This is a genomic window from Flavobacterium yafengii (assembly GCF_030010375.1).
Classification (GTDB): Bacteria; Bacteroidota; Bacteroidia; order Flavobacteriales; family Flavobacteriaceae; genus Flavobacterium; species Flavobacterium yafengii.
This window is the reverse complement of sequence record NZ_JASCRY010000003.1, coordinates 597,006-622,547: the sequence shown is the minus strand read 5'-3', so window position 1 is coordinate 622,547 and position 25,542 is coordinate 597,006. Positions and strand designations below refer to the sequence as shown.

Annotated in this window: 21 protein-coding genes and 1 pseudogene; 4 read left to right on the top strand and 18 right to left on the bottom strand. The window is 32.5% G+C overall.

Translation table 11 applies throughout. From position 1 onward, the window contains the following. Nucleotides 1-72 precede the first annotated feature (72 nt). A complete protein-coding gene (locus tag QLS97_RS12935) occupies nt 73-3,069 on the bottom strand; it encodes an amidohydrolase family protein (RefSeq protein WP_282717203.1) in 2,997 nt (998 codons plus the stop codon). A 230-nt stretch (nt 3,070-3,299) separates the two neighbouring features. On the opposite strand from QLS97_RS12935, the gene QLS97_RS12930 reads away from it, so the two are divergent. Both QLS97_RS12930 and QLS97_RS12925 read left to right on the top strand, forming a co-directional pair. Continuing rightward, nucleotides 3,300-4,835, top strand: coding sequence for a YifB family Mg chelatase-like AAA ATPase (locus QLS97_RS12930; protein WP_282717202.1), 1,536 nt, complete (start codon nt 3,300-3,302; stop codon nt 4,833-4,835). A 156-nt stretch (nt 4,836-4,991) separates the two neighbouring features. Beyond that, nucleotides 4,992-5,690 carry a pseudouridine synthase gene (locus tag QLS97_RS12925; protein ID WP_282717200.1) on the top strand — a complete coding sequence of 233 codons (699 nt, stop codon included), beginning with the start codon at nt 4,992-4,994 and terminating at the stop codon, nt 5,688-5,690. 642 nt (nt 5,691-6,332) lie between these two features. Here the strand turns inward: QLS97_RS12925 and QLS97_RS12920 are convergent. Then, the gene (locus QLS97_RS12920; RefSeq protein WP_282717199.1) at nt 6,333-7,361 is read right to left on the bottom strand and encodes an SHOCT domain-containing protein; all 1,029 of its coding nucleotides are present in this window, start codon (nt 7,359-7,361) and stop codon (nt 6,333-6,335) included. Nucleotides 7,362-7,427: 66 nt separating this feature from the next. On the opposite strand from QLS97_RS12920, the gene QLS97_RS12915 reads away from it, so the two are divergent. Further along, entirely contained in the window at nt 7,428-7,865 is a 438-nt protein-coding gene (locus tag QLS97_RS12915) for a hypothetical protein (RefSeq protein WP_282717197.1), read from the top strand. 515 nt (nt 7,866-8,380) lie between these two features. Here the strand turns inward: QLS97_RS12915 and QLS97_RS12910 are convergent. The 8 genes from QLS97_RS12910 to panB form a co-directional block, all read right to left on the bottom strand. Next, nucleotides 8,381-9,670: a DEAD/DEAH box helicase gene (locus tag QLS97_RS12910; protein WP_282717196.1), complete on the bottom strand. Its 1,290-nt coding sequence runs from the start codon at nt 9,668-9,670 to the stop codon at nt 8,381-8,383. Between the two features lie 199 nt (nt 9,671-9,869). Then, nucleotides 9,870-10,730: a KPN_02809 family neutral zinc metallopeptidase gene (gene ypfJ, locus QLS97_RS12905; RefSeq protein ID WP_282717193.1), complete on the bottom strand. Its 861-nt coding sequence runs from the start codon at nt 10,728-10,730 to the stop codon at nt 9,870-9,872. Between the two features lie 86 nt (nt 10,731-10,816). Further along, the gene (locus QLS97_RS12900; protein WP_282717192.1) at nt 10,817-14,752 is read right to left on the bottom strand and encodes a PAS domain S-box protein; all 3,936 of its coding nucleotides are present in this window, start codon (nt 14,750-14,752) and stop codon (nt 10,817-10,819) included. 212 nt (nt 14,753-14,964) lie between these two features. Then, complete coding sequence (locus QLS97_RS12895; RefSeq protein WP_282717191.1) at nt 14,965-15,747, bottom strand: hypothetical protein; 783 nt, start codon at nt 15,745-15,747, stop codon at nt 14,965-14,967. Nucleotides 15,748-15,779: 32 nt separating this feature from the next. Further along, nucleotides 15,780-16,517 (bottom strand): nitroreductase family protein, encoded by a 738-nt coding sequence (locus QLS97_RS12890; protein WP_282717190.1) that lies wholly within the window; start codon nt 16,515-16,517, stop codon nt 15,780-15,782. After that, nucleotides 16,508-17,836, bottom strand: coding sequence for an aldehyde dehydrogenase (locus QLS97_RS12885; protein WP_282717189.1), 1,329 nt, complete (start codon nt 17,834-17,836; stop codon nt 16,508-16,510). Before QLS97_RS12885 ends, QLS97_RS12890 begins: the two co-directional genes overlap by 10 nt. A gap of 162 nt (nt 17,837-17,998) precedes the next feature. Continuing rightward, nucleotides 17,999-18,688, bottom strand: a complete 690-nt coding sequence (locus tag QLS97_RS12880) for an RluA family pseudouridine synthase (protein ID WP_282717188.1) — start codon at nt 18,686-18,688, stop codon at nt 17,999-18,001. Between the two features lie 33 nt (nt 18,689-18,721). Next, nucleotides 18,722-19,540, bottom strand: coding sequence for a 3-methyl-2-oxobutanoate hydroxymethyltransferase (panB, locus tag QLS97_RS12875; protein ID WP_099715002.1), 819 nt, complete (start codon nt 19,538-19,540; stop codon nt 18,722-18,724). A 102-nt stretch (nt 19,541-19,642) separates the two neighbouring features. Here panB and QLS97_RS12870 point away from each other — a divergent pair, with 102 nt between their 5' ends. After that, nucleotides 19,643-20,074 (top strand): Cif family virulence factor, encoded by a 432-nt coding sequence (locus QLS97_RS12870; protein ID WP_282717186.1) that lies wholly within the window; start codon nt 19,643-19,645, stop codon nt 20,072-20,074. Between the two features lie 48 nt (nt 20,075-20,122). On the opposite strand, the gene QLS97_RS12865 is transcribed toward QLS97_RS12870, so the two are convergent. The 8 genes and pseudogenes from QLS97_RS12865 to QLS97_RS12830 all read right to left on the bottom strand — a co-directional run bounded on the left by QLS97_RS12865 (nt 20,123) and on the right by QLS97_RS12830 (nt 25,341). Further along, a complete protein-coding gene (locus QLS97_RS12865; RefSeq protein ID WP_282717185.1) occupies nt 20,123-20,470 on the bottom strand; it encodes a hypothetical protein in 348 nt (115 codons plus the stop codon). 6 nt (nt 20,471-20,476) lie between these two features. Further along, nucleotides 20,477-21,109 (bottom strand): SatD family protein, encoded by a 633-nt coding sequence (locus QLS97_RS12860; RefSeq protein WP_282717184.1) that lies wholly within the window; start codon nt 21,107-21,109, stop codon nt 20,477-20,479. Nucleotides 21,110-21,222: 113 nt separating this feature from the next. After that, nucleotides 21,223-21,393 (bottom strand): hypothetical protein, encoded by a 171-nt coding sequence (locus tag QLS97_RS12855; RefSeq protein WP_282717183.1) that lies wholly within the window; start codon nt 21,391-21,393, stop codon nt 21,223-21,225. Nucleotides 21,394-21,684: 291 nt separating this feature from the next. After that, nucleotides 21,685-21,891: pseudogene (locus QLS97_RS16940) on the bottom strand (L-serine ammonia-lyase, iron-sulfur-dependent, subunit alpha); the annotation flags it as partial. Between the two features lie 143 nt (nt 21,892-22,034). Next, nucleotides 22,035-22,910, bottom strand: coding sequence for an HAEPLYID family protein (locus QLS97_RS12845; protein ID WP_282717182.1), 876 nt, complete (start codon nt 22,908-22,910; stop codon nt 22,035-22,037). An 84-nt stretch (nt 22,911-22,994) separates the two neighbouring features. Continuing rightward, nucleotides 22,995-23,384: a hypothetical protein gene (locus QLS97_RS12840; RefSeq protein ID WP_282717181.1), complete on the bottom strand. Its 390-nt coding sequence runs from the start codon at nt 23,382-23,384 to the stop codon at nt 22,995-22,997. Nucleotides 23,385-23,657: 273 nt separating this feature from the next. Continuing rightward, a complete protein-coding gene (locus tag QLS97_RS12835) occupies nt 23,658-23,828 on the bottom strand; it encodes a hypothetical protein (RefSeq protein ID WP_282717180.1) in 171 nt (56 codons plus the stop codon). Nucleotides 23,829-23,913: 85 nt separating this feature from the next. Continuing rightward, nucleotides 23,914-25,341, bottom strand: coding sequence for an L-serine ammonia-lyase (locus QLS97_RS12830; RefSeq protein WP_282717178.1), 1,428 nt, complete (start codon nt 25,339-25,341; stop codon nt 23,914-23,916). Nucleotides 25,342-25,542 lie beyond the last annotated feature (201 nt).

The following is a 25,542-nucleotide window of genomic DNA, read 5'->3' as shown; positions in this document are numbered from 1 at the left end:
TTTGTATTTTTTTATTTGGAATTGCTTTGCCTCTTGGCAAAAGCGCTCGCAGTGAATTTTAGATTTTATTTTTTATTCTTCTAAAGTATCACAGTGGTATTCTCTCTTTTCCGTTTTTTTAGGCTCTTGAGTGATCATTCCTTTATTCTTTTCTTGTAATAATTGACCAATCAACTCATTTCGTTCTTTAGCGATAGCTACTCTTTGTTCTACATCTTTTTGAACATCATAATACACTACACCTTCGATTAACGTTTTTTCAGCTTTTGCATAAATAGACAACGGATTAGCGTTCCACAATACAATATCAGCATCTTTACCTACTTTTATACTTCCTACTTTATCATCAATATGCAGTAGTTTAGCAGGATTAAGAGTTACAAATTTCCAAGCATCTTCTTCTGAAATATTACCATATTTTACTGCTTTTGCTGCTTCTTGATTCAATCTTCTTGACATTTCTGCATCATCAGAGTTATAAGCTACTACAAGTCCTGCATTGTGCATAATTGGTCCATTGAAAGGAATGGCGTCATTTACTTCAAATTTATAAGCCCACCAATCTGAGAAAGTTGAAGCTCCTACGCCGTGTTCTTTCATTTTATCGGCAACTTTATATCCTTCAAGAATATGGGTATACGTATTTACTTTAAAATTAAATTTATCAGCTACATTCATCAGCATCAAAATTTCCGATTGTACATAAGAGTGACAAGTAATGAAGCGCTCTTTATTTAATATCTCAGCTAATGTTTGCAATTCTAAATCCACTCTAGGTGCTTTTCCTTTTGCTTTTTTGCCAGATGCATTGTAATTTTTCCAAGCGGTATCATATTCTTTAGCGCGTTGAAAGTAATCTGTAAAAACTTGTTCCACACCCATTCTGGTTTGAGGAAAACGGGTAGGATTAGTGATTCCCCAGTTTGCTTGTTTTACATTTTCTCCCAAAGCAAACTTGATAAATCCAGGTTGGTCTTTGTAAAGCATTTCTTCTGCTGAAGCACCCCATTTCCATTTTACAATCGCTGAACGTCCGCCAATAGGGTTTGCAGAACCGTGTAATAATTGCGAAGTGGTAACTCCACCGGCTAAGTCTCTGTATATATTGATGTCTTCAGAATCCACTACATCCTGAATGGTTACTTCGGCACTGGAATTGTGTCCGCCTTCATTTACACCATTAGAAATTGCAATATGAGAATGCTCATCAATAATTCCGCTGGTTAAATGTTTGCCTTTGGCATCAATAATAGTTGCTGAAGCGTCAGAAATATTTTTTCCAATAGATGCAATTTTTCCGTTTTTAACCAATACGTCAGTTTCTACTAAAATACCGTCTTTTTCGTTGGTCCAAACAGTGGCATTTTTAAATAAAAGTGTTTGTGTCGTTGGTTTTTTCAAATTACCATAAGCAACATTAGGGAATGTTGTTGGCATAATTGCGTTGTTCTTTTCAATTTTTGAGGAATCAATAGCTTTTATAAAAGGAGCTGTTTTTATTGCAGACCATTTCACTTCATTTCCATTGAATAAAACTGCTTTTCCTGAAAGAGTCTGATTGTCTTCAACGTATCCAATTAATCTTGTGAAGCTGGTTTTAGTAGAATCAATAGGTTTGATTACCGTTGAAATCCAGTTATTGGTAAACGTAAGTTTTGATTTTATTTTTTTATTATCAACTGTAGTTACCTCAGATTTTGGTGCTGCAACTTCGCCATCAATCTTCCATTTATATTTTTCGGTGTTAATGGTCAAATCATAGCTACCGCGAATATCTTTAATTGTAATATCGTTTATAACAAATTTGTTTCCTTGAACCCAGTTTTCATATAGTATTGTTTTTTCATTGAAAATCTCGCCGGATGCAATAATAAAATTAGCTAAACTTCCTATTTTCAAACTTCCTATTTCATTACTTTTCCCTAAAAGTGAAGCGGGAATAGTAGTCAAAGCTTCTAATGCTTTCGTTTTATCAAATCCGTATTTAATGGCTCTTAATAAGTTTGGTCTAAAATCTTCCAATTTCTTTAACTTGTCTGTCGTCAAAGCGAAAACAATTCCATTATGTGATAGAACTTTAAGATTCGTTGGTGCTTGATTCCAAAAACGCAAATCTTTCAATTCCATTTGGTTGGCTTGATTTGGGTCAGAAACATCATAAGCTTCCGGGAAATTGATCGGAATAATAAATTTCGAATTTGTTTTTTTGATTTCTTCAATTCGTTCAAATTCATTTCCGTTTCCTTTCAAGATATAATTTAACCCAAATTCCTTAGCTATTTTGGAAGCTCTCAAACTGTTTAATTTGTCTTCAGAAGCAAATATTTGAACTAGTTTTTCATTATTGGATAAGGCTTCCAAGGATAAATCTTTGGTTGTGGAATTTCCTTTTTTGTACCAATCCAAATCTAAATACATCTGACGAAGTAATGCCATCATTCCCATCAATGAACTTGGATAAGCTTGATTTGTTGTGGCACTTTTAGTAAAAGCAAAATGGTTGGTTACTTTATCGGATAATAATTGGTTGCTTTTATCAAAATTATTCAAAGCAATCAGTGTTCCTGATCCGCGAGCAATTCCGTCAGGAACGTGAGTTCCCACGATACCAAATCCTGCTTTTAATAATTCTTCGGCTTTAGGTTGGTCGTATTTAAAGCTTTCATATCCATTTACTTCTGAACGAATACTTTCATTCCAGTAATGCCCTGTTTTTTTGGTGTCATATAAAGGATTTCTTTCAGTACTGGTAATTCCTTTTGGTTTTTCGATTCCAAAACTGGTGTACATATCAATAAATGAAGGATAAATTGATTTTCCTTCTAAGTTAATAGTCATGCAGTTTTTAGGAATTGCGATGTTATTTCCTGCGCCAATAACTTTTCCATTTTGGATTAGTAACGTACCTTTTTCAATAATTTGTGTTGGTGTAACATAAATTTTTGCATTGGTAAAAGCGGTAAAATTGGTGTTTTTGTTTTGAACACTTTCATTATTAGGAAAGTATTCTTGTGCGTAGGTTTTTGGCAATAAAACACTGAAATAGAGTAGAAGTAAGATTTTTTTCATAGGATAGTTTCTAATTATTCTCTAAAAGTAAAAAAAGGAATATGTTAAGCATTATTTTTTTTTGATTTTAACATTTGTTTTTTGAAGAAAAAAAACAAATTGAGCGACTCCGTCATATTATTCTAATTATTTTGACATAATTTCTACTATTCTGTATCATTTTTAAATTTTGTAGGAATAATTATAATAATTAAAAATGTTTAGCTAATTTTAGAATCAAATAAGTAAACATGTTAGTTAAAGTTTTTGGTAGTGCTGTTTTTGGAGTGGAAGCCACAACAATTACCGTAGAGGTAAATATTGATAAAGGTATTGGATATCATTTAGTTGGTTTGCCAGACAATGCTATTAAGGAGAGCAGTTACAGGATTGCGGCGGCTCTCAAAAATAACGGATATGCGATGCCTGGAAAAAAAATCACCATCAATATGGCGCCTGCTGATTTGCGTAAAGAAGGTTCTGCTTATGACTTGACTTTAACCATAGGAATTCTAGTTGCTTCGGGTCAAATAAAAGCGGATGATGTTGATAAATACATCATTATGGGGGAACTTTCCCTTGACGGCAGCCTTCAACCGATACGAGGAGCTTTACCAATTGCGATTAAAGCCAAAGAAGAAGGTTTTAAAGGTTTTTTTCTTCCAAAGCAAAATGTAAAAGAAGCCGCAATTGTGGCCGGATTAGACGTGTATGGAATCGAAAATGTGCAGGAAGTAATTGATTTCCTGGAAGGAAAAGGTACTCTGGAACCAACAACAATTGACACGCGAGCCGAATTTTATAAAACATTAGACTTTCCAGAATTTGATTTCTCAGATGTCAAGGGACAAGAAAGTATCAAGCGGTGTATGGAAATTGCCGCTGCCGGAGGACATAATATTATCTTGATTGGACCACCGGGCGCAGGAAAAACAATGTTAGCTAAGAGATTACCCAGTATTCTCCCGCCCATGACGTTGCGTGAAGCACTAGAAACGACTAAAATTCATAGTGTTGCCGGAAAACTAAAGGAAGTAGGTTTGATGAATCAACGTCCGTTTCGAAGTCCGCACCATACTATTTCGAATGTTGCGCTTGTCGGAGGAGGAAGTTATCCGCAGCCCGGCGAAATTTCTATGGCGCACAACGGTGTTTTGTTTCTAGATGAGTTGCCGGAATTTAAGAGAGACGTTCTGGAAGTGATGCGTCAACCACTGGAAGATCGGGAAGTGACGATTTCCAGAGCTAAGTTTACCGTGACGTATCCATCGTCATTTATGTTGGTGGCAAGTATGAATCCGAGTCCGAGTGGTTTCTTCAACGATCCCGATTCGCCACAAACTTCATCACCACATGAAATGCAACGGTATTTGAGTAAAATTTCAGGTCCATTATTGGATAGAATTGACATTCATATTGAAGTGACGCCGGTTCCTTTCGACAAATTATCCGAAGATCAAAAAGCAGAAAGCAGTGTTGACATTCGGAAAAGAGTTACTGCGGCAAGAGAAATCCAAACGGAACGCTTTGAGCAAATGGAAAACATCCATTACAATGCGCAAATGAATACCAAACACATTCGGGAACATTGTGCGTTGGATGATGTATCCAAACAATTATTAAAAACTGCAATGGAACGATTGAATCTTTCCGCTAGGGCCTACGACAGGATTTTGAAAGTGGCACGCACAATCGCCGACTTGGATGCAGCTCCAACAGTAATTTCGAGCCATATTGCTGAGGCCATTCAGTATAGAAGTTTGGATAGAGATGGTTGGTTGGGCTAAAATAGATTTTAGATTTTTGATTAACGATATTTGATTTTAGATATTTAATAGCTGCAAAATTGAGAATACGCTCGCGCTAGTGGAGAAAAAAGAAAAGTATAGAAATAAATAAGTCAAAAAAGAGATTTCGATAGAAATCTCTTTTATTTTTGCCAAATGTTAGAAATTCTTTACCAAGACGAATATATTATTGCAATTAATAAACCAAGTGGATTGTTGGTCCACAAATCATTTTATGCGCGCGATGCAAAAGTTTTTGCGATTCAAGAATTGAGAAATCAAATAGGAGGGCAACACGTTTATCCTGTTCATCGGTTAGATCGCAAAACATCTGGTGTCTTGTTATTTGCGTTGGACAAGGATGTTTTAAAAATTATGAATGATCGTTTTGCCACACGCGAAGTCGAAAAAAAATATTTAGCAATTTTACGTGGCTGGTCACCTGAAGAACTAACGATTGATTATGATTTAACCAATGATGATGGCATTATACAAAATGCAGTAACCTACTTTCATCGATTGCAAAGTACCGAAATTGAGTTAGAATTTAACAATAAACCAACGTCACGATATTGTTTGGTAGAAGCGATTCCTGAAACTGGACGTATGCATCAATTACGAAAACATTTCAAACATATTTTTCATCCCATTTTAGGAAGTCGGCCACATGGTTGTAACAAACAAAATAAATTATGGTTGGAGAATTTTGAACTGAAAGGAATGATGCTTCATGCACATCAGTTAATTTTTAATCATCCAATAACAAATGAACCACTTATCTTGAATGCAAAGATTAATGAAGAGTTTAGTAGAGTAGGTACTATTCTTAATCTAGATTTGAATATGTACGAATAGCATACTAATTTGTAAATTATTGCTTTAAATATTTTTGTATTTTGAAACAACAGTTTTCAGTATAAAAAGGAACAGATTTCAGATATTTGATTAACGATTTTTGATTTCAAATGTTAATTACTACATTCCACAAAGTCTCAAATTTTGAGGAAGTGACTTTCGGTTTTTAACTGATTTTGTTTTTCATATATTTGAATTTTAAGGTCAGTCGGAGACTGAAAAACACATACTCAAAGTCGGAGACTTTGCGGAGCGGGTCTTAATTTATAGAAAGTATTGGTGTAATTTGTTAAGTAATGCTTTAAATTATTGTTGTATTTGGGAACAACAGTTTTCAGTATAAAAAGTAACAGATTTCAGATTTTTGATTAATTCTTGAGACATTTAGGGGAAAAGCCAGGAGACTTTTATATCGTTTTCGATTTTTAAGAATATTTAAATTAAAAACTCAAAGTCAGAGACTTTGCATAGCGGGGGGGCATATTTAAGGAATTTTTAAAGCTATTGAAAGAGACATTTTAGTTATTAAACAATGTATTCCTTTTTGTAATCTATTTATTAAAAATGCTGATTTAACAAGAATAGAACGAAAAATAGTCATAAGCAATACTTTTCAAAATAGTATAAAATTCTTTTAGTCAGTTAAAAATAAAAGAATGTGCTTAATGTTTTATCACAATTATTCATCTGATATTCATTTGCTTCATCCATAGTTACAAACGTTAAAACTTCAACTGTTTCTGGGTAGGTAAAATAGCCGTATTCTAAAGATGAGTTTGAGTGGTTATAATGTTGTACATCTACGGAAGAATAGAATTTTTGCTTAAACTTGGCAAGCTCTTCTTTTTTTATTTCAAAAACAGGTGAGCAAGTTTTACCTTCTTTTTTTAATGCAGGATAAGAACTATTTTCAAAATATTCAAGTTCGAAATACTTATAATCAACAGTTCCGTATACAAATATTTTTTCCTCTTCTTTTTGAGCCTCTTGATAATTTGTATTATTACTATTCGTATTGTAATTAGTAGAAGTATCAATTGCAGGAGGAGTAAATATATCTTCTGAATTACTTGTAGTTTTATTTGAGTATAGCATTATTCCCCAACTTACTAAAGCAAAAAATAAAATTGAACCTATATAAATAGGAATTAAACTTTCTTTTTTTTCTTCAACTACTTCAAAATAAGTTTTATTTGTTGAATCAATTTTTTTATTAATTTCTTTTGTGTTTACTTCTTTTTCTGAAATTTTTTGTAATAACTGAATCTTATTTTCAAATTCCTCTTTTGTCAAAATCCCACTATCAAATAAACTTTTTAGCTGTTTGTATTCTAAAGAGTTTTTTAAGTTCTGTTCTGTTTTTTCAACTTTAATTTTCTTAACTTTTGAGTTATATTCTTCATTGGATAAAATTCCTTTACTCTTTAACTCTGTTAAGTTTGAAATGGTAGACTCTAATTTCTTTTCAGTTTTTCTTTCGGGCGTGTTGTTTTCTATGTTAGAGTTGTAAACAGATATAATTAAAATACCTAGCCATTGCGCAGGTGGAAAAATAATACAAATTAATAATATTGTTTTTTGTGTACTACTGAATCTGTCATTATTCCAAACGTAAATTGAAGAAGCAAAAACCAAACCTACAATTGCACCAACACCAATACTATGTTCCATAAAGATTAATTTTAAACCGCAATTTATGAAATAATTTTCTTATGTTTGATTAAAATTTTTATTACTGTGAATGAAATACTTGCTTCGTTGATTAAAAATATTGGTAAAGGAACTTTCAAAACTATTTTTTACGTTGTTGTTATATCTATGTTTTGGCAGGTTGGAATTTATATGTTCAAGCCTGATTTTTTAAAAGAACTAATAGTAATTCAAATACCTTTATATTTTTCACTTTCTTTTATATGGTTTATGTTTTACTTCTTGGTATTTTTTAGAATGGAGCATTTTATTAGGCTCTATACAAAAGAATATATGGAGGAACTTCGTAACACTAGAGTGGATACATATATATCACTCTCTTTAGTTTTTAAGAGTTTATATTTAATAATAGGATACTATTATTCTTTATCTTTTACAGGTTATCTACAACTTTGTTCTTCAGCTACTTGTTTACTTTTATTATTATCTTACTCTGCTTACTATATAAAAAAACATGCTAATTAAAAAATCAAAATTAAAAAAGCACAAAATCCGCAAAGACTGTAATCTGTAACTTTTAAAAGAAAATCTCCTTTTTCTTCATTTTCAAAACTGTTAGCTACTTCATTTTCAAAATCTGGTAAAAACATTTTCTGTTTAGTTGTTTATAAACATCAATAGCTAATTTTTCTGATTTTCGTCTTTCTTAAAGAGTTTCTTTATAAGCTTACCACCAACTATTATATATGTATGACAAAGCCATACAAAAACACCCAATTTACAGTAGATAGGTATTGTGACAGTCATACTATTTATCCTAAATATGTTGTTTTTTTCTTACAATTTATTCGGCTATTGTTAATTTGGGGATGAATTTGCAAAATGGTATTATGAAGGTAAAAACGTTCTCAATAGCCCCGATAGAAATGAAAAACCTTCTTAGAGCTGGTGTTCAGCCCTAAGAAGGTTTGTAATGTATAGCGGGAAATACGTTCTAAAAAAACGAACTCGTTCTGCTCCTAAAAAAGAATAAAAATTAATTATCTATTAGAACGTCGGTCATTATTTTGACTTGGGCGTCTTGGACCAAAACTATTGTTGCTGCTACGGTTTGTAGTGTCTGTTTTTGGTTTCTTAGGAGTCGAATTGCGCTGTTGTCTTCCTTGCCCTTGTTTAATAGGTTCTTTGGAAGCGTTAGGATCGGGTTCGAAACCTTTGATGTTTTCTTTAGGCAAATTCAAACCCACTAATTTTTCTATATCGCGTAAAAAGACAGTTTCGTCCGGACTAAATAACGAAATAGCTTCTCCACTTGCTCCGGCTCTACCAGTTCTACCAATTCGGTGCACGTAATCTTCAGGAATATTAGGCAATTCAAAATTGACAACGTGCGGTAATAACGGGATGTCCAGACCTCGCGCTGCAATATCAGTGGCGACTAAAGCGGTCAGGCTTCCGTCTTTGAAACCGGCTAAGGCTTTGGTACGTGCGCCTTGACCTTTATTTCCGTGAATAGCAGCTGCTTTGATTCCGGCACTAATCATGCTTTCCGTCAGTTTATTGGCACCTTGTTTGGTACGGGTAAAAACCAAAATTTGTTTCCAGTTTCCTTCCGTAATCAATTTAATGATCAGTTCTGTTTTTTTCTCTTTGACAACAGGATATACTTTTTGAATAATAGCATCGACTGTTGTATTTTCTGGGGTTGCTTCCACATGAACTGGGTTGTGCAAAATACCCATTGCCAATTTCTTGATGTCTTTTGAAAAGGTTGCCGAAAACATCAAGTTTTGCCTTTTTGAAGGCAATACTTTTATAATGCGCTCAATGTCTCGTACGAAACCCATGTCCAGCATGCGATCTGCTTCATCTAAAACTAAGATTTCAACTTTTGCAAGCGAAATTAAACCTTGATTTTGCAAATCGATTAATCGACCTGGAGTGGCGACTAAAATATCGACACCTTGACGCAATTGCGTCACTTGTGGATTTTGGTTTACGCCTCCAAAAATAACGGTACTGCGTAAATCTAAAAAGGCACTGTATTCTTTTATATTGGCCAATATTTGTGCTGCTAATTCTCTTGTTGGAGTTAATATTAAGGCACGAATGGGTCTGCGGCTTAAGTGTTGCCCTTGTGATAATAATTGTAATATGGGTAGTGTAAAACCTGCTGTTTTTCCTGTTCCTGTTTGTGCAGATGCCAATACATCTTTACCTTCTAAAATGGGTGGAATTGCTTTTTGTTGAATTGGTGAAGGAGTTGAATATCCTTTTTTGCTGATGGCTTTTAATAAAGCATCAGATAAGCCTAATGAGTTGAATGACATAAATAGTGTTTATAAAGTAAACACTATTATTTAGGTTACTTTTTTAATTGGGGGCAAAGGTACTGCTAATTTTTCGATGTGCTTTTGATTGCTTGATTTTGTTTAAATAAAATCATAGTACTTCGTTTTAATCTGTTATAAACAAAAAAATAGGACAATTTGCCCTATTTTTTATCTGAATGTATTTTTAAATAAATTTTTATTCTAACTCTGCAAAAGTATTTCCTTGAGTGATATCACCCGTTTTGTATCCTTTCATGAACCAAGCTTTACGTTGAGCAGAAGTTCCGTGCGTAAAGGATTCCGGAACAATATGTCCTTGTATTTTAGACTGAATTGCATCATCACCTACAGCATGTGCCGCACTTAAAGCTTCATCAATATCGCCATCTTCCAAGAAATTGTTCATTTTTTGATTGTAATGGGTCCAAACGCCAGCATAAAAATCAGCTTGCAATTCTAAAGCTACAGATAATTTATTGGCTTCGGCTTCACTTTTTCCTTCTTGCATCTGTCTCATTTTAGCGGAAGTTCCTAACAAGGTTTGTACATGATGACCAATCTCGTGGGCAATTACATAGGCGGTAGCAAAATCACCTCCCTGAGCACCAAATCTAGTTTTTAGCTCTTCAAAAAAAGCTAAATCCATATACACTTTTTGGTCACCTGGACAATAAAAAGGTCCCGAAGCAGATGTAGCATTACCGCAAGCAGTTTCTACAGCATCTGTAAATAATATTAATTTGGGATTTGTAAACTGCATGTTATTTTCTTGAAAAATCTTTGACCACACATCTTCATTGTCTACTAATATGGATTCTATAAATTTGCCTTCTTCAATTTCCTGGGCGGTTAAGGCTCTTTGTTCAGTAGGAGCTCCATTTCCCTGATTCATTTGTTCTAATATTGGCGTAAGCATTTGGGCATTTTCTCCACCAAAAACATTCAATAACAAAATAATAATTCCAATAATACCACCTCCTACAATTGTTTTTCCTCCAGAGGACATTCCTCTTCGGTCTTCAAAATTTTCACTTGAACGTCTACCACTCCATTTCATATTGTGTTATTTTTAGCTGTTATTAAAAAATGAATATATATAAAAGTATAAAATTTTAAACGATAAATATTCTTTCTTAGAAGATGTTAACTAGTCCATTTAGTAATTGCTTCTTCAATGATTCCTTTTATAATTGGTTTTGGGATATAATCATTCATTCCTGCTGTAAGGCATTTTTCTTTTTCTTCTTTTTCGGTACCTGCAGTAATTGCAATGATGGGTACATTTTGACCGGATTTTAAATTTCTAATTAATTGGGTCGCTTCATATCCATTCATGATGGGCATTTGGATATCCATGAAAATAATATCAGGATTTATTTCCTCAAATTGATCTACAGCATCTTTGCCATTTGTAACTTCAAAAATCACCGGATTTATATCTAAGTTTTTAATTATTGTTTTAAGCAATAACATATTCACTTTGTTATCTTCAACAATCATTATTTTGATTTTTTTATTACTTATGTTTCTTTTAACGACTATATCTTTAATAGAATCAAAATCAGTTTCAAGTAAGTTAACCTTTTCTACTGGTTCGTTACTGGTTTTTAAATCCAAATCAAAATAAAAAGTACTGCCTAAATCAATTTCACTTTTCAGTTGTAAACGGCTGTTCATTAAACCCAATAATTGGTTCGAAATGGTTAATCCCAGTCCTGTACCCCCAAATTTTCTTGTCGTTGAGCTGTCTTCTTGAGAAAATGCCTGAAATATTTTCTTTTTGTTTTGTTCCAAAATTCCAATTCCTGTATCAATGACGGCAAAACGAATTTTTGAATTAGAATCGTCTATTTTTTCAAGAACAGTTACATCTAATTTTATAGAACCTTTTTCCGTAAATTTTACTGCATTGGCAAGGAGATTAATCAATATTTGTTTTAAACGTACACTATCCACCCAAAAATATTTAGGAATATCTGAGGCTATATTTAGTTTTAAATTTAATTTCTTTAAATTAGATTCATATAATATCAAATCAATAATTTGACTCAACATTTCTCCAACATCATATTTTTCTATGAATAACTCTAGTTTTCCGGCTTCTATTTTTGAGAAATCAAGAATGTCATTTATAATATCTAACAATGAATGCGCCGATTGATTTACCGTTGTGATATATTTCTCTTGGGTAACTCCTAGATTCGTATTCATCAATAAATCGGTGAAACCAATAATTCCGTTCAAAGGCGTTCTTATTTCGTGGCTCATATTAGCCAAAAATTCTGATTTTGCTTTGTTCGCAGCTTCAGCTAATTCCTTTTGCTGTACAACGGTTTCCGTTTGTTTTCTCTCCGTAATATCAATAAAAATACCTTCAATAAATGCAATTTTTCCGTCTTTGTAAATTGCATCTCCAAACTCTTCTACCCAAACAATATGGTTGTCTTTGTGTATAATTCGGTAGGTTAAGTGAATGGCTCTTTTGTTTTCAATGGCATCTTTTTGTGCTGCAATTGTACTCGTTTTATCCTCTGGATGAATTAAGTCAATGAAGGACAATTGATCATTCAGAAAACTTGATTTAGGATATCCTGTTAGTTTTTCAATTTCATCATTAATGTAAATTTTAGTGTTATTTTCATCATAATTAGATAAATAAACGGTCCCAGGAATATTATTAGCTAATAAACGGAACTTTTCTTCACTTTCATTAATAGCGGTCTCGTTAGCAATACGCTCAATAGAAGATGCGATGTTACTGGCTAATGTTTGCAAAATATTAACTTCATCTTCGGACCATATTCTTTCATTCTGAGTGTCATCAAATCCTAAAAATCCATGAAATTTGTTCCTCACAAAAATTGGAAAAAGAATTAATGACACTACATCTACATTAACTAATTTATTTCTCAAAGAAATATTTTCAATTTTAGGAATTATGGCTCTGTATATTTTATTCTTTAAAAGGGGCGTTATTAGCTCTTCAAAGTATTCATATGGTAAATTTTGAAGCTTTACATTGTTTTCAGTTAGTTTTATATTATGGATTATCCATCGGTATTTTTGACTTATTAATCCAGTGTTTACATCATTTTCATAGTAATACGCCCTGTGCGATTTAGTTGCTTGACCCATAATAATGAGTACATCTGAGAAAATGTCATTTATATCTTTACTATTTAAAAATTTCTCGGTACAAAGTGCCATTGCTGATAAAAGCTCGCTCTTGTATTCTAATTTTTTCTCAGTTTCATATCTACTGTGTGAAATTATGGTTAATGATATAATGTCCGAAATCGTTCTGGCAAAAATGATATCATCATTATCCCAATTTCTTTTGTTTTTTGAAGTTTCAAAACTGATAGTTCCCGTTAATTCTCCATTGATAAAAATGGGTATATCGAGTTGTGATTTGATATCGTATTTTAAAAAATAATTTTCTGTAAACTCGGATAATTCCCATTTGTCTAAAACATCTGGAGCACTAATTTGTTTTTTACTTTTTATAGATTCAAAGTAAATAGGATAATTTTCTTTTTCTAAAACATATCCTTTGCTATAGCTATTGGTTTCTAATTCATATAAATTTTCACAAGTAATCACATTTTCGGTATATTTCCAATAACTAACGCGACTGCATTTAGAGACTTTTGCAGCTGCTTCAATGATTTGCATTATACTACGATCCAGATTTTTATAATTACTGAAGTTTGTAGTCGATAGTTTTTTAATCGTTTTATTGTATTCTTCTACTTTTTCCTGACGAATTTTATTTTCAAATTCAATATCCTTGAATTTAGTGATATCCCTTGCAATACCGGAGTATCCTATTATCTTTCCTGTATCATTTCGATTAATGATTACCTTTTGGGAAACCCATAATTCTTCTCCGTTTTTCTTTAATAATGGGAATTCAATCGTTGGAAAGTTTTGCTCATTTTCTAATAGGTTTTGGTAAAAATCCATTATGCTATTGCTGTAATCTTCGCGTATGAATTCTAAATAATGCTTGGTTAGTATTTCTTTTTTTTTGAAGCCTAAAGTTTTAATAGTAAATGCATTGACAAATGTGAAATTACCGTTATCATCTACCTCAAAAATAAGATCGATTGCATTTTGAATTAAATTTTTATATTGATTCTGTAAATGGACTTCATTGGTTACATCCTGACCAATACCGATAATTAAATCTTCAGAAAATTTTTTATCATTCCATTGTATGTGCTTATATTCCCCATTTTTACATTTAATTTTTCGGATAAACAACCTGTCTATCTTAAATTTAGTATGATAATCTTCCCCGTAGAATTCAGTATCTTCAGTTTCTTTCCAGTAACCCAATCCCATAACTTGATCAACGGTATATCCCAAAATAGTTTCTACATTTTCGCTGCAAAAAACAATTTCACCCTTTTTATTTGTTGCCAGAATAAGTGAATTTCCTTTATTAATAATTTGATTGTTAAAACGAAATTCGACATCAATGTTTAATAATGATACGTGATGAATGTAGTTTACAATCAGAATTATAGAAGAATAAATAAATAGTGCAATGTTAGTTTTTAACGGTATTATTTCTAAAACGTAAGCAATACCTAAAAACATAAAAACAGATGTAACAAAACACCAATACACATTTATGGGTTTTAGCACATTATAAGCAAAGAAAAAAGAAACAACAAAAGCGGTTATAGGTATAAAATCAGTTGGAGAATAAATTAGATTTCGGGCTATAAAGCAAAAATAAATTATGAATAACGCAATGAAAATTTGTTTGATATGTCGAAATACTATAATAGATCTGGTACTTATAAAATACAATAAAATTAAAGAAAAGCCAATAGTACAATTGGGAATTAATAAACTTATAGGTCTAATTTTAAAAATTTCAAAAATAACTTCTATCGAAGGAAGTATAATCCCTAAAAAGAGTAAATAGAGCTGATATTCTTTGCTTTTAGTAGTAGTTTCGACTCCTTTGTCTAATAGTTTGCTTCTTAAAGTAGATTTTATGGTATAAATTTTATACGCTAGAAAAATAAATAAAGTAGCAATTATTACCCATAAAAGAGTATTCATAGTAAAAAAATTAGAAGCCCAAAATAAAACTAATTTTGAGTTGGAAATAGTCAATAGGCTACAGTATGACACCATAGAAGTATTTTAATTAGATTTGAAAGACTAGATTTGGGGTTCTACCTTGATATTGATTTCAATGTAAGGATTTATTTTAAATAAAAGCCAAAATTCATTAAAATTTAAATTTTGGCTTTTAGCATAAAAAATGTTTTTTAATTTCTATTTTCAATCTCAGTTTCAGGATCAAATCCTATTATTTCACTGTAAATAGCATAATACAATGAATTCAAGAAGGGTAGGGTAAAAACGATTCCGATGCAACATCCAATAAGGCCTACCAGTGTGCCAATAGATCCAACAACAATTAATCCTAGTAGAATTAAAGGTTGTTTAGAAACAATTAGAATACTAGCTTCTAAAGCTTCAATAGCTTTTAGTTTTCCAAAAATAATAAGTGGAATCATTAAAATGGTAAATAATTCTATAATTACTGTGACAACAAAACTAATAACTGGTATTTGTGTGTAATTAATTACAGTAGAGGATATGGAACTAATTATGGAAATTACAAATGTAGCTATGAAAATTTCCTTGAAATACGGTGCTTTATAATATTCAAACATCGTTGAAATATGGAATTCTTCATCTCTCTCAGCACAATATGCCATCTTTATTAGTGCTGCTGTCAATGGACTTATTAAGCAAGAGATTAATATAGAAATTCCAGAGAAAATCAGTAAGGTATTTAAACTAAATTCTTCCGGTTTTAAATTTTCCGGTTTTAAAAAATCTACAACTGCTGTGCCTCCAAAAATTGCAATCAGTACTCCAAATGCAAAAATGCTGAGAAGAACAAAAATGACAAAAATCATTAAACCGCCATACAATGCAATTTTTTTATAATTTTCGAATGCATGGTTGAAAACATTTCCAAAATCTAAGGTATAACCATTCTTTTTTATTTCCTCAATACGGTCTTGTGTAGTTTTAATCATTTGGTTTTGGTATTATTTGGTTTGTTAGTTTTTTATTTTTTAAAATATACTTCGTCAAAAGGAACTCTGAATCGTTCTCCGTAAACTCCTTGTTCTTCTCTTATTCCACAGCCTAAAATCATGTTTATTTCTGAACGAGCCGGTAAATGTAATATTTTTTTAATTCTCAGCGAATCAAAACCTTCCATTGGACAGGTGTCATAATTTAGAGCCGCCATGCTTATCATAAAATTCTGTGCAGCAAGTCCAGCGCTTTTCTGAGCTACGATTCGCATGTCGCTTTGTCTAGCCTGTCTGTAGATGGGTTTGAATATTCCAATAACTTGAAAAACAAGAAATTTTATCATTCCGATAATTCCTAAAAAATCAAAATAAAGGGCAGGAATAATTTTCTGATAATAATTTAACGCAAACTTTTCTCTCTTCGAATAATCCGCTTCCGGTTTAGTGCCATATTGAGTTTTTAAATGATCAATATTTGATTGTACTCTTTTGCGCCACAAATCTTTTCTCGCTACAACGACCACTATTTGTTGTGCTGTTTTGGCCGCATTCTGATCAAAACTGGCTTTGGCTATTTCTTGTATTATTTCTGGCGAAACAACATGGTAAAATTCCCAAAGTTGCATATTACTGCTCGTTGGTGCCAAAGTTGCTAATTGAATGCATTCTTTTACTTTTTGCTCATCAATAGCTTCGTTTTTAAAAACCCGAACTGAGCGTCGGTATTTTATGGCCTCGCTTACTGATTTTTCATTGGTTACAGCCACTTTAATACTTTTTGAATGGTTTTTAATTTGTCTTTATAAGGCGCATAACGCATTTGTAAATCCAGCCAAGTTCCTTTTTTTACAATCGCTTTTTTATGGGAAAAAATATCAAAACTTAATTTTCCATGATATGCTCCCATTCCGGAATTTCCAACACCACCAAAAGGCAGACGATTATTAGCCAAATGAATTACCGTATCATTGATGCATCCGCCACCAAAAGAATATTTTTGTAACACTTCATCGATAAATGATTTATTTTGGGAAAATAAGTATAAGGATAATGGTTTTTCGAAGCTTGAAATTATTTTTTCAATATCTGATTTCGATTCATAAGAAAGTATAGGAAGAACAGGGCCAAAAATTTCTTCTTTCATCACTAAACTATCCATTTTTGGTTCGTCAAGTAAAGTAGGAGCAAGGTACAATGTCTCTTTGTTGGATTGTCCGCCAAAAAGGATGGTCTGATTCTCCAATAAACGTAATTGGCGTTGCCAGTTTTTCAGGTTGATGATTCTCGCAAAATCAGGAGATTCTTCCGGGTTTGTTCCAAGTGCTTTTTCAATTTCTTGAATCAGTAATTTCACGAAAGTAGCCTTCATTTTATAGTGTACCAAAATATAATCAGGAGCTACACACGTTTGTCCGGCATTTATGATTTTCCCCCAAACAATGCGTCTGGCACTTAATTCTAAATTAGCGGTTTCATCAACGATACAAGGACTTTTTCCGCCTAATTCCAGCGTAACAGGCGTTAGGTTTTCGGCAGCAGCTTTCGCCACTATTTTACCAACAGCAACACTTCCGGTGAAAAATATATAGTCCCAACGCTGATTTAATAATTCCTGTGCAATTGTTGCATCTCCCGTTACAACCACAACATCTTTTACAGCAAAAGTTTCAGTGATAATTTTGGAAATTATATTCGAAGTATTTGGAGTGAGTTCAGATGGCTTTAAAGTTACTCTATTCCCTGCTGCGACAGCCGCAACAAGCGGACATAAAGCCAATTGAAACGGATAATTCCAAGGAGAAAGAATCAATACATTTCCGTAAGGTTCACTATAAATATAATCGGATGAGGGAAAATTTAAGAGAGAAGCAAAAACTTTTTTTGGTTTTACCCAGGAATCGATATTTTTTATGGTTTCTTTCAAGTCACTAATGACATAATTAGTTTCTGTTAAAACGGCTTCAAAAGCTGGTTTTTTAAAATCATCATACAAAGCCTTAATGATTGCCTCTTCATTTTCTATAATGTTGTGCAATAATTTTTTAAGGGATTCTTTTCGGAAAGCAATTTCTGTACGATACTTCATTGGATGATTTTAATTTAAAATTACATAATTATTATTTTAATCCAGCTGTATATCCTAAAATAAAAAAATAAAAAAAACAGGAATAATTATTCCTGTTTTATAATGTATAAGTCTGTAAAGTATTGTTTTTGTTACATTTTTAATTGAAACATAATAATCAAATTAAACTGCATTCCAAATCACATCATCCGGTGTCGGTGCTATGATTTCTATATTTTCTTTGGTAACAGGATGTACAAAAACTAATTTACGGGCATGCAAATGAATGCCTCCATCCGGATTGCTTCGATCAAAACCATATTTCAAATCGCCTTTTATGGGTGAGCCAATAACCGAAAGTTGTGCCCTGATTTGATGGTGTCTCCCTGTATGAAGATTAATTTCCAGAGCAAAATAATTGTTGAGTTCCTTGATGGTTTTATAATCTAAACTGGCTAATTTGCTCTCAGGAACTTCTTTTAAATGTGCTTTTGAAGTATTGTTTTTTTCGTTCCTTTTCAGAAAATGAACCAATTTATCCTCGGACTTTGAAGGTTTATTTTTGACAATACACCAATACGTTTTTTGAGTTTCGCGGTTGCTGAACAATTCATTCATTCTCGTCAATGCTTTACTGGTTCGAGCAAAAACGACTATTCCGGTTGTAGGTCGGTCCAAACGGTGTACCACTCCCAGAAATACTTCTCCCGGTTTGTTGTATTTGTCTTTGATGTATTCTTTCACCACATCAGATAATGGTTTATCGCCCGTTTTATCGCCTTGTACAATATCGCCTACACGCTTGTTTACCACAATAAGATGGTTGTCTTCGTGTAGCACTTGAAGGTTGTTTTTATTCGAAATTATTTTCATTTTTCAATTCCCCTTTAGGTAGGGTTTAGGGGCTTAATATTGTTCGCTTGAATTAGGAAAATCACTTGATTTCACATCAGCAACATATTGACCGATGGCAGTTGTCATTCCTTCGTATAAATTCATGTATCTTCTCAAGAAACGAGGACTAAATTCATTGTTCATTCCTAACATGTCGTGAATTACCAAAACTTGTCCGTCAACACCGCCACCGGCACCAATACCAATTACTGGAATCGAAATACTTTGGGCAACTTTTTCGGCTAAATGAGCAGGAATTTTTTCTAATACTAATCCGAAACAGCCTAATCTTTCCAGTAATTTAGCATCTTCAATAAGTTTATCTGCTTCTTCTTCTTCTTTGGCACGAACCGTATAGGTTCCAAATTTATAAATAGATTGTGGTGTTAAACCCAAATGTCCCATCACTGGAATTCCGGCGTTTAATATTTTTTTGATAGAATCTTTAATTTCTTTACCACCTTCCAGTTTTACCGCATGACCTCCACTTTCTTTCATAATTCTGATGGCAGAACGCAATGCTTCTTTAGGATCTGATTGGTAACTTCCAAAAGGTAAATCCACAACAACCAACGCTCTTTCGATTGCTCTCACAACAGATGATGCATGATAAATCATTTGGTCCAATGTAATCGGCAAAGTCGTTTCATGACCAGCCATAACATTCGAAGCAGAGTCACCTACTAAAATGACATCAATTCCGGCGGTATCAACGATTTTTGCCATAGTATAATCATAAGCGGTAAGCATGGAGATTTTCTCTCCATTGGCTTTCATCTCAATCAGTGATTTTGTAGTAATCCTTTTATAATCTTTTTTTGCGACAGACATATTTGTTGTTTTAAGATTGTAAAGGTAATAAAATGTATATTTTTAACTCAAAAATGTAACAGTAATGTTATTTGTAGAATCATTTAATTAAACTAAGATAAGATGAAGAAATTTTTATTGATTTTTGTGTTATTTATATACGCTAATTCTCAGGCTCAAAATCAAGAAATTCAAAAAGTCGTTGAAACTTTTTTCGAGGCTTTTCATGCCAAAGATACTTTGAAATTACAGGCTCTTTGTGACGATACGATGATTTTACAATCCATTGCTGAGAATGCAAAAGGCACCAAATTATCCAATGAAAAACCACAAGTATTTTTTAAATCCATATCTTCTATTCCTGCTGAATTAAAGTTTCAGGAAAAAATTCTGAGTTATTCTATTCAAGTAGATGGAAGCATGGCGCACGCTTGGACACCTTATGAGTTTTATCTAAATGGGAAATTAAGTCATAAAGGGGTGAATGCTTTTACACTTTTCAAAAAAGATAACACTTGGAAAATAGTGCATCTTATTGATACCCGAAGAAAGTAGTTTTGGTCTGGTAGTATTTTAAAGATTTATGAGATGTAGTTAATCGTTTTATCCAATGTATTTTTTATAAAGAAAAACGTAGAAAATTGCGATCATAACCGAAATAAAATTCCCCACTAAATAAAAATCGTTGTATAGAGATTGTTTTACTTTATCTTGTTCATCGTCCCTTTTTAATCGTGTAGCCAATTTTAAAGCACCAAATAAAGTAAGGGCATGTGGATAATCATTAATCATTGAAACTAATAAAAAGATTCGTTCAACGATTCCTTTAAGAAGGGATTTATAATCTATAAGTTTAGTTTTTCGAATTGATTTGGGCGTGATAATATAATAAAATATACCCAGAAGTACTTCTGTAGAAAGAATTAAAACCATAAATTGAAATACAGCCATATGCGTTTATTTTATTGAGGTAATTGTATGAAATATATTTTTTGTCGCATAATAGGATTCCATGTGTAATGTTTTTTCTCTTTTCCATATTAATGAGCGGGTTTTATTCATTTTTTCAGAAACGATTTTATAGTCTTTGAATTGTATGAAATTTGAGGCCAATTCATAGTCATTTTTTAAAGACCATTTGTCTGTAATATTTTCAAAAATTATGAAAGCATCATTCAAAATACTTCGTTGTAATAGATTGTCTATGGTAATGTTAAATCTAAATTTTTTATATTTCGAATCATTTAGTTTTAATCTTGCTTCCGTTAAACCGCTTCCTAACATTTCATAAGCAATCTTTTCATTTACGGGCGTTTCTATTTCGCCTTGATTCAAAACATAGCGTAATTTAAAATTTAATTTCTTGTGAATACAATTTTCCTCTAAAGTAAGAATAATTTGAATTGATGCGGCTAAGTTTTTTATTATGCCTTGAAATTCATCACCCAAAGTAATAGTCAAGGGGGATAATATATCCGTTTTATAGATTTCATTTACCTCTTCTATTAGATTTTTGAAATCTTCCATTAGTGGTTTTTGCTCCTTTTTTCCACTATTAATAATATCCGCCATTAAGATGTAGTGTTTCATAAAAAATGAAATTATATTAATTATTTCAAAAATAGTGAAATAATTAATATAATTTCATTTTTAGTGAAATTAAAAGAAAGATAAATTCAAATTCTAAAATTTAACAAGACAAATTAATACGTGTCGTCATTCAAGTCTGACTCTTCTTCTTTTGCTTTTTTGTAATCATTGTTCAAGAAATGAGTGTACTTCTTTTTATCTTTTTGATTTTTTCTAATAAGAAATACAATCAAAATAAGCACACAAATGATTACAATGCTAACTATTACCCAATTGATTTCCATTGCTTTTGGTTTAAGAATATAAATTAAATCTACTATAAATAGTTGAATTTTAGATTATCAGTATTTTAAATTTAGACTAGGTAAAATGAAAATTTACTCAGAACAAAAAAAGTAATTCTAAAAATAGAATAGTCCAATTAACAATTCACCATATTCATGGCAATTTCGGCAGGCATTCAACCTGTTGGGAGTTCCGCTCATAAATTCGCATAAAGCGGGTACAACCATCGAGGAAGAAATGCTAATTTCTCAGGCAGCTCTCAGTAATTATTTGATTTCCTTTTCTCAGGTATTATGGTTTTCAATCACTAAATAATACATTAAAACGGAATGAATAAAGCCCGTACTTCCATTTGTTGGAGCAGTAACTACGAAGCCTAAAGTAGCATTCACTTCATTTCCAGCAAGGGAAAAACAGGAAACACATTTCAGGCTTAGGTAAAATTTCACTTCCGTTTTTCTGATTTCTTCGAGTCAGGTTTGCGGCGAATCATAATTGAAATTAAAATAGTTTTCGACACATTTTGTTTTACTGCACCAAAAGTAAGAACAGACGCTTTCAATAATTTTGACTTACGAATTTATGACGCTTTATCACCGAAAATGTATGATTTAGAAAAGGGATAAAAACATTAATTTTTTTAATGTGAGGAGGGTTCATATATGAGTCGTAAAAAGGAGCTGAACCGCTGATTTTCTCTATTTATAGGGATTCCGGTTACTATTCCTATCAGTAAATTATCTGTGATTTCTACTCTCATTTGAGGTCGTATGGTCATATCAAAATCATTATTATTAATTTCTTTATTAAACTCAAGACCTACAAAATTCCGTGTTCCGGGAATCATGTAGTGGATATTTGAATTAATTTGCCAGTTGGTTTGTGTTGAATTATCTGAAAAATGGTGCTTAAATTGTGGCCCGGTATATAATAAGGTATGGAAATTTTGTCCCCAGCGTTTGGCAATCACTAAGAACGGATTATACCCATTTCCGGTTATCAAAGTGCTATTGCCGTAGCTGTTAAAATTCGGCAACATGAATTCATGAATATAGCCAATAGCCATCGAGATTTTCTTTTTTTCTGAAACAAAAAAAGTATACTGCGCTGCTAATTTTATACTGTTTAAGTTACTTTCAGGTGCATTCGAATTTCCAGTAGTGGGGTAATAAATTGAAAAAGGTAATTCTACTTCAAGCCCTAATCTATCAATTGGCGCCCATTCATATTCTATTAAAGCTGTGTATTCGTCATGAGTGATATTGTCTGTCAAACCAAGGCCTAGGTTCCATTCTTTTTCCCCTTTTCGGGCTCCCAAATCTCTAATTAGGTCAATATACAAGGGTTCAGCGTGTAAAACTTTTGTTCGTTTTTTTTTGCCTTCAACTTCTTGAATATAAAGACTGTCTTTAATACTGTTTTCTTGGTATTTTTCTGTTTGTGCTTGAGAATTGGCAACTGCAATTACAGTTAATAATAAGGTAAATACCTTTGTTTTTAAATATTGGGTAGTCATTTTAATCTGTTTTATTTCTGTTATACAAAATGAAGACCTTCGTTTTCATAAGAAAATAAAGGGGATTAATGATAAAAAAACAGATTAAGCTTCTGGAGGAGGGGTGTGAATTTTAAAATATGGGGTCAAAAGGATTGAATTTTGTACCGCTAAATTTTCCTTTTTTAAGCGCATATAATTTTTGTTTCCGCTAAGGGTAATGATTGGTAAAACAAAAAAATCTATGGAAAAATTGCTTTTTAAAGAGGAACTTTGGTTTATATCATTGTCATCGTATTCGGCTATAGCATTTTCAAATCCTAACACTTTTTCAACAAATATTTCAATAATACTTTCTTGGTCATTATAGGTTAGATCCTCAGTAAAGTAATCTGGTTGTACATCAGGGGAATCAACAAAGCAGTTAAGCAAGTATAACGACATGAAACACCAAAAATATCGGGTTAAAAAACTATGTCGGATTTGTTTAATCATTTTGCATAATTACAATATTTTCTTGCTTAATAGTTGTAAATTTTCGTTAAAATCCATTAGAATTTATGCGAGTCAAATTAAATTCCGTGGTTCAATGGTACTTTTCAGGCTGATTTTAAGTTTAAACAAATAGTGCTATTGCTATTTTCAAATCTCCTTTGTTTGCAGCGATTATACTAATCTGTTTACGGTTTTTTTATTTTTGGATTTCAGTAGTGCATTATGGCTTACTGGATTAATCAACTAAAAAATTAAAACCACTCAAAATACAAATTAATACGTGTCATCATTCAAATCTGACTCTTCTTCATTTGCTTTTTTATAGTCATTGTTTAAAAAATTGGTATATTTTTTTTTATCCTTTTGATTTTTTCTAATAAGAAATACAATCAAAATAAGCACACAAATGATTACAATGCTAACTATTACCCAATTGATTTCCATAGTTTTTGATTTAAGAATATAAATTAAATCTACTATAAATAGTTGAATTTTAGATTGTTTGTGTTTTAAATTTGTGTTATGAAATTTAACAATCCGCCATATTCACGGCAATAGCTAATCCGCCTTCAGAGGTTTCTTTGTATTTATTGTTCATGTCTTTAGCGGTTTGCCACATCGTGTCCACCACTTTGTCCAAAGGAACTTTTGCGTTTTTTGGGTCGGTTTCCAAGGCTAATTCAGCGGCATTAATCGCTTTTATGGCACCCATCGTATTTCGTTCAATACACGGAATCTGAACCAAACCGCCAATAGGATCACAAGTCAATCCCAAGTGATGTTCCATCGCGATTTCGGCAGCCATTAAAACCTGCTCTGGAGTTCCGCCCATCAATTCGCATAATGCGGCGGCAGCCATCGAGGAAGAAACACCTATTTCGGCCTGACAACCACCCATTGCTGCAGAAATTGTAGAACCTTTTTTGAAAATACTGCCTATTTCTCCGGCAACCATCAAGAATTGTTTGATTTCTTTTTCCCCGGCATTGTGGTTTTCAATCACTAAATAATACATCAAAACAGCAGGAATAACGCCCGCACTTCCATTCGTTGGAGCAGTAACCACTCGACCTAAAGCAGCGTTTACTTCATTTACCGCAAGGGCAAAACAGGAAACCCATTTCAAGATTTGGCGAAATTTTACTTCTGTTTTTCTGATTTCTTCGAGCCAGGTTTGTGGCGAATCATAATTGGCTAAACCGATGAGGTTTTGGTGCATATCAAAAGCACGGCGACGCACGTTTAATCCGCCGGGAAGAATCCCTTCGGAATGGCAACCAATGTACATGCATTCGAGCATCGTTTTCCAAATGCGCATCAATTCATGGTCGATAACAGTTTCGGTGCGCATCGATTTTTCGTTTTCATAAACGATTTCTGATATGGATTTGTTCTCTTTTTTGCAATAATCTAATAGTTCAGCTGCTTTCTCAATTGGATAAGGAAAAGCACATTTTATTTGTATTTTCTTCTTGGCGTTGATGCGTTCTTCTTTGACCACAAATCCGCCACCAATAGAATAAAAAGTAGAAACGTATTCGCTATCATCAGTCATGTAAGCCGTAAAAGTCATTCCATTGGCATGAAAAGGAAGGAAGTTTTTATTGAAAACGATGTCTTGGAGGAAATAAAAAGGAATTGTTTTTTCGTTTCCTAAAATGATTTCGTTTTTTGATTCAATGGATTTGATGATTGTATTAATATTTTCTATTGGAATGTATTCTGGATCTTGTCCGCTTAAACCCAACATTACGGCTAAATCTGTGGCGTGTCCTTTACCAGTCAAGGAAAGGGAACCGTATAAATCTATTTTTACCCTGTTTACAGAATGAATTAAATTTTCGTTTCTCAATTCACTAAGAAAGCGTTCGGCAGCTCTCCAAGGTCCAAGTGTGTGCGAACTCGAAGGTCCAACACCAATTTTTAGCATGTCAAAAACTGAGATACATTCTTCCATGTGTAGTGTGAATTTTGTTGTTTGCAAATATAATAGAATGTAGCAATGATACTAATCCAAAACAGAATAATATTGTTTATTTAATAATGAATATTGCTGTATTGTTATTATTCTTCAACAAAAAATAAATTAATAAAAACTAGAGGTTTGGTAAAATCAATATTTCACTAATCCGAAATTAAGCTTGTGCAATACTTCGTA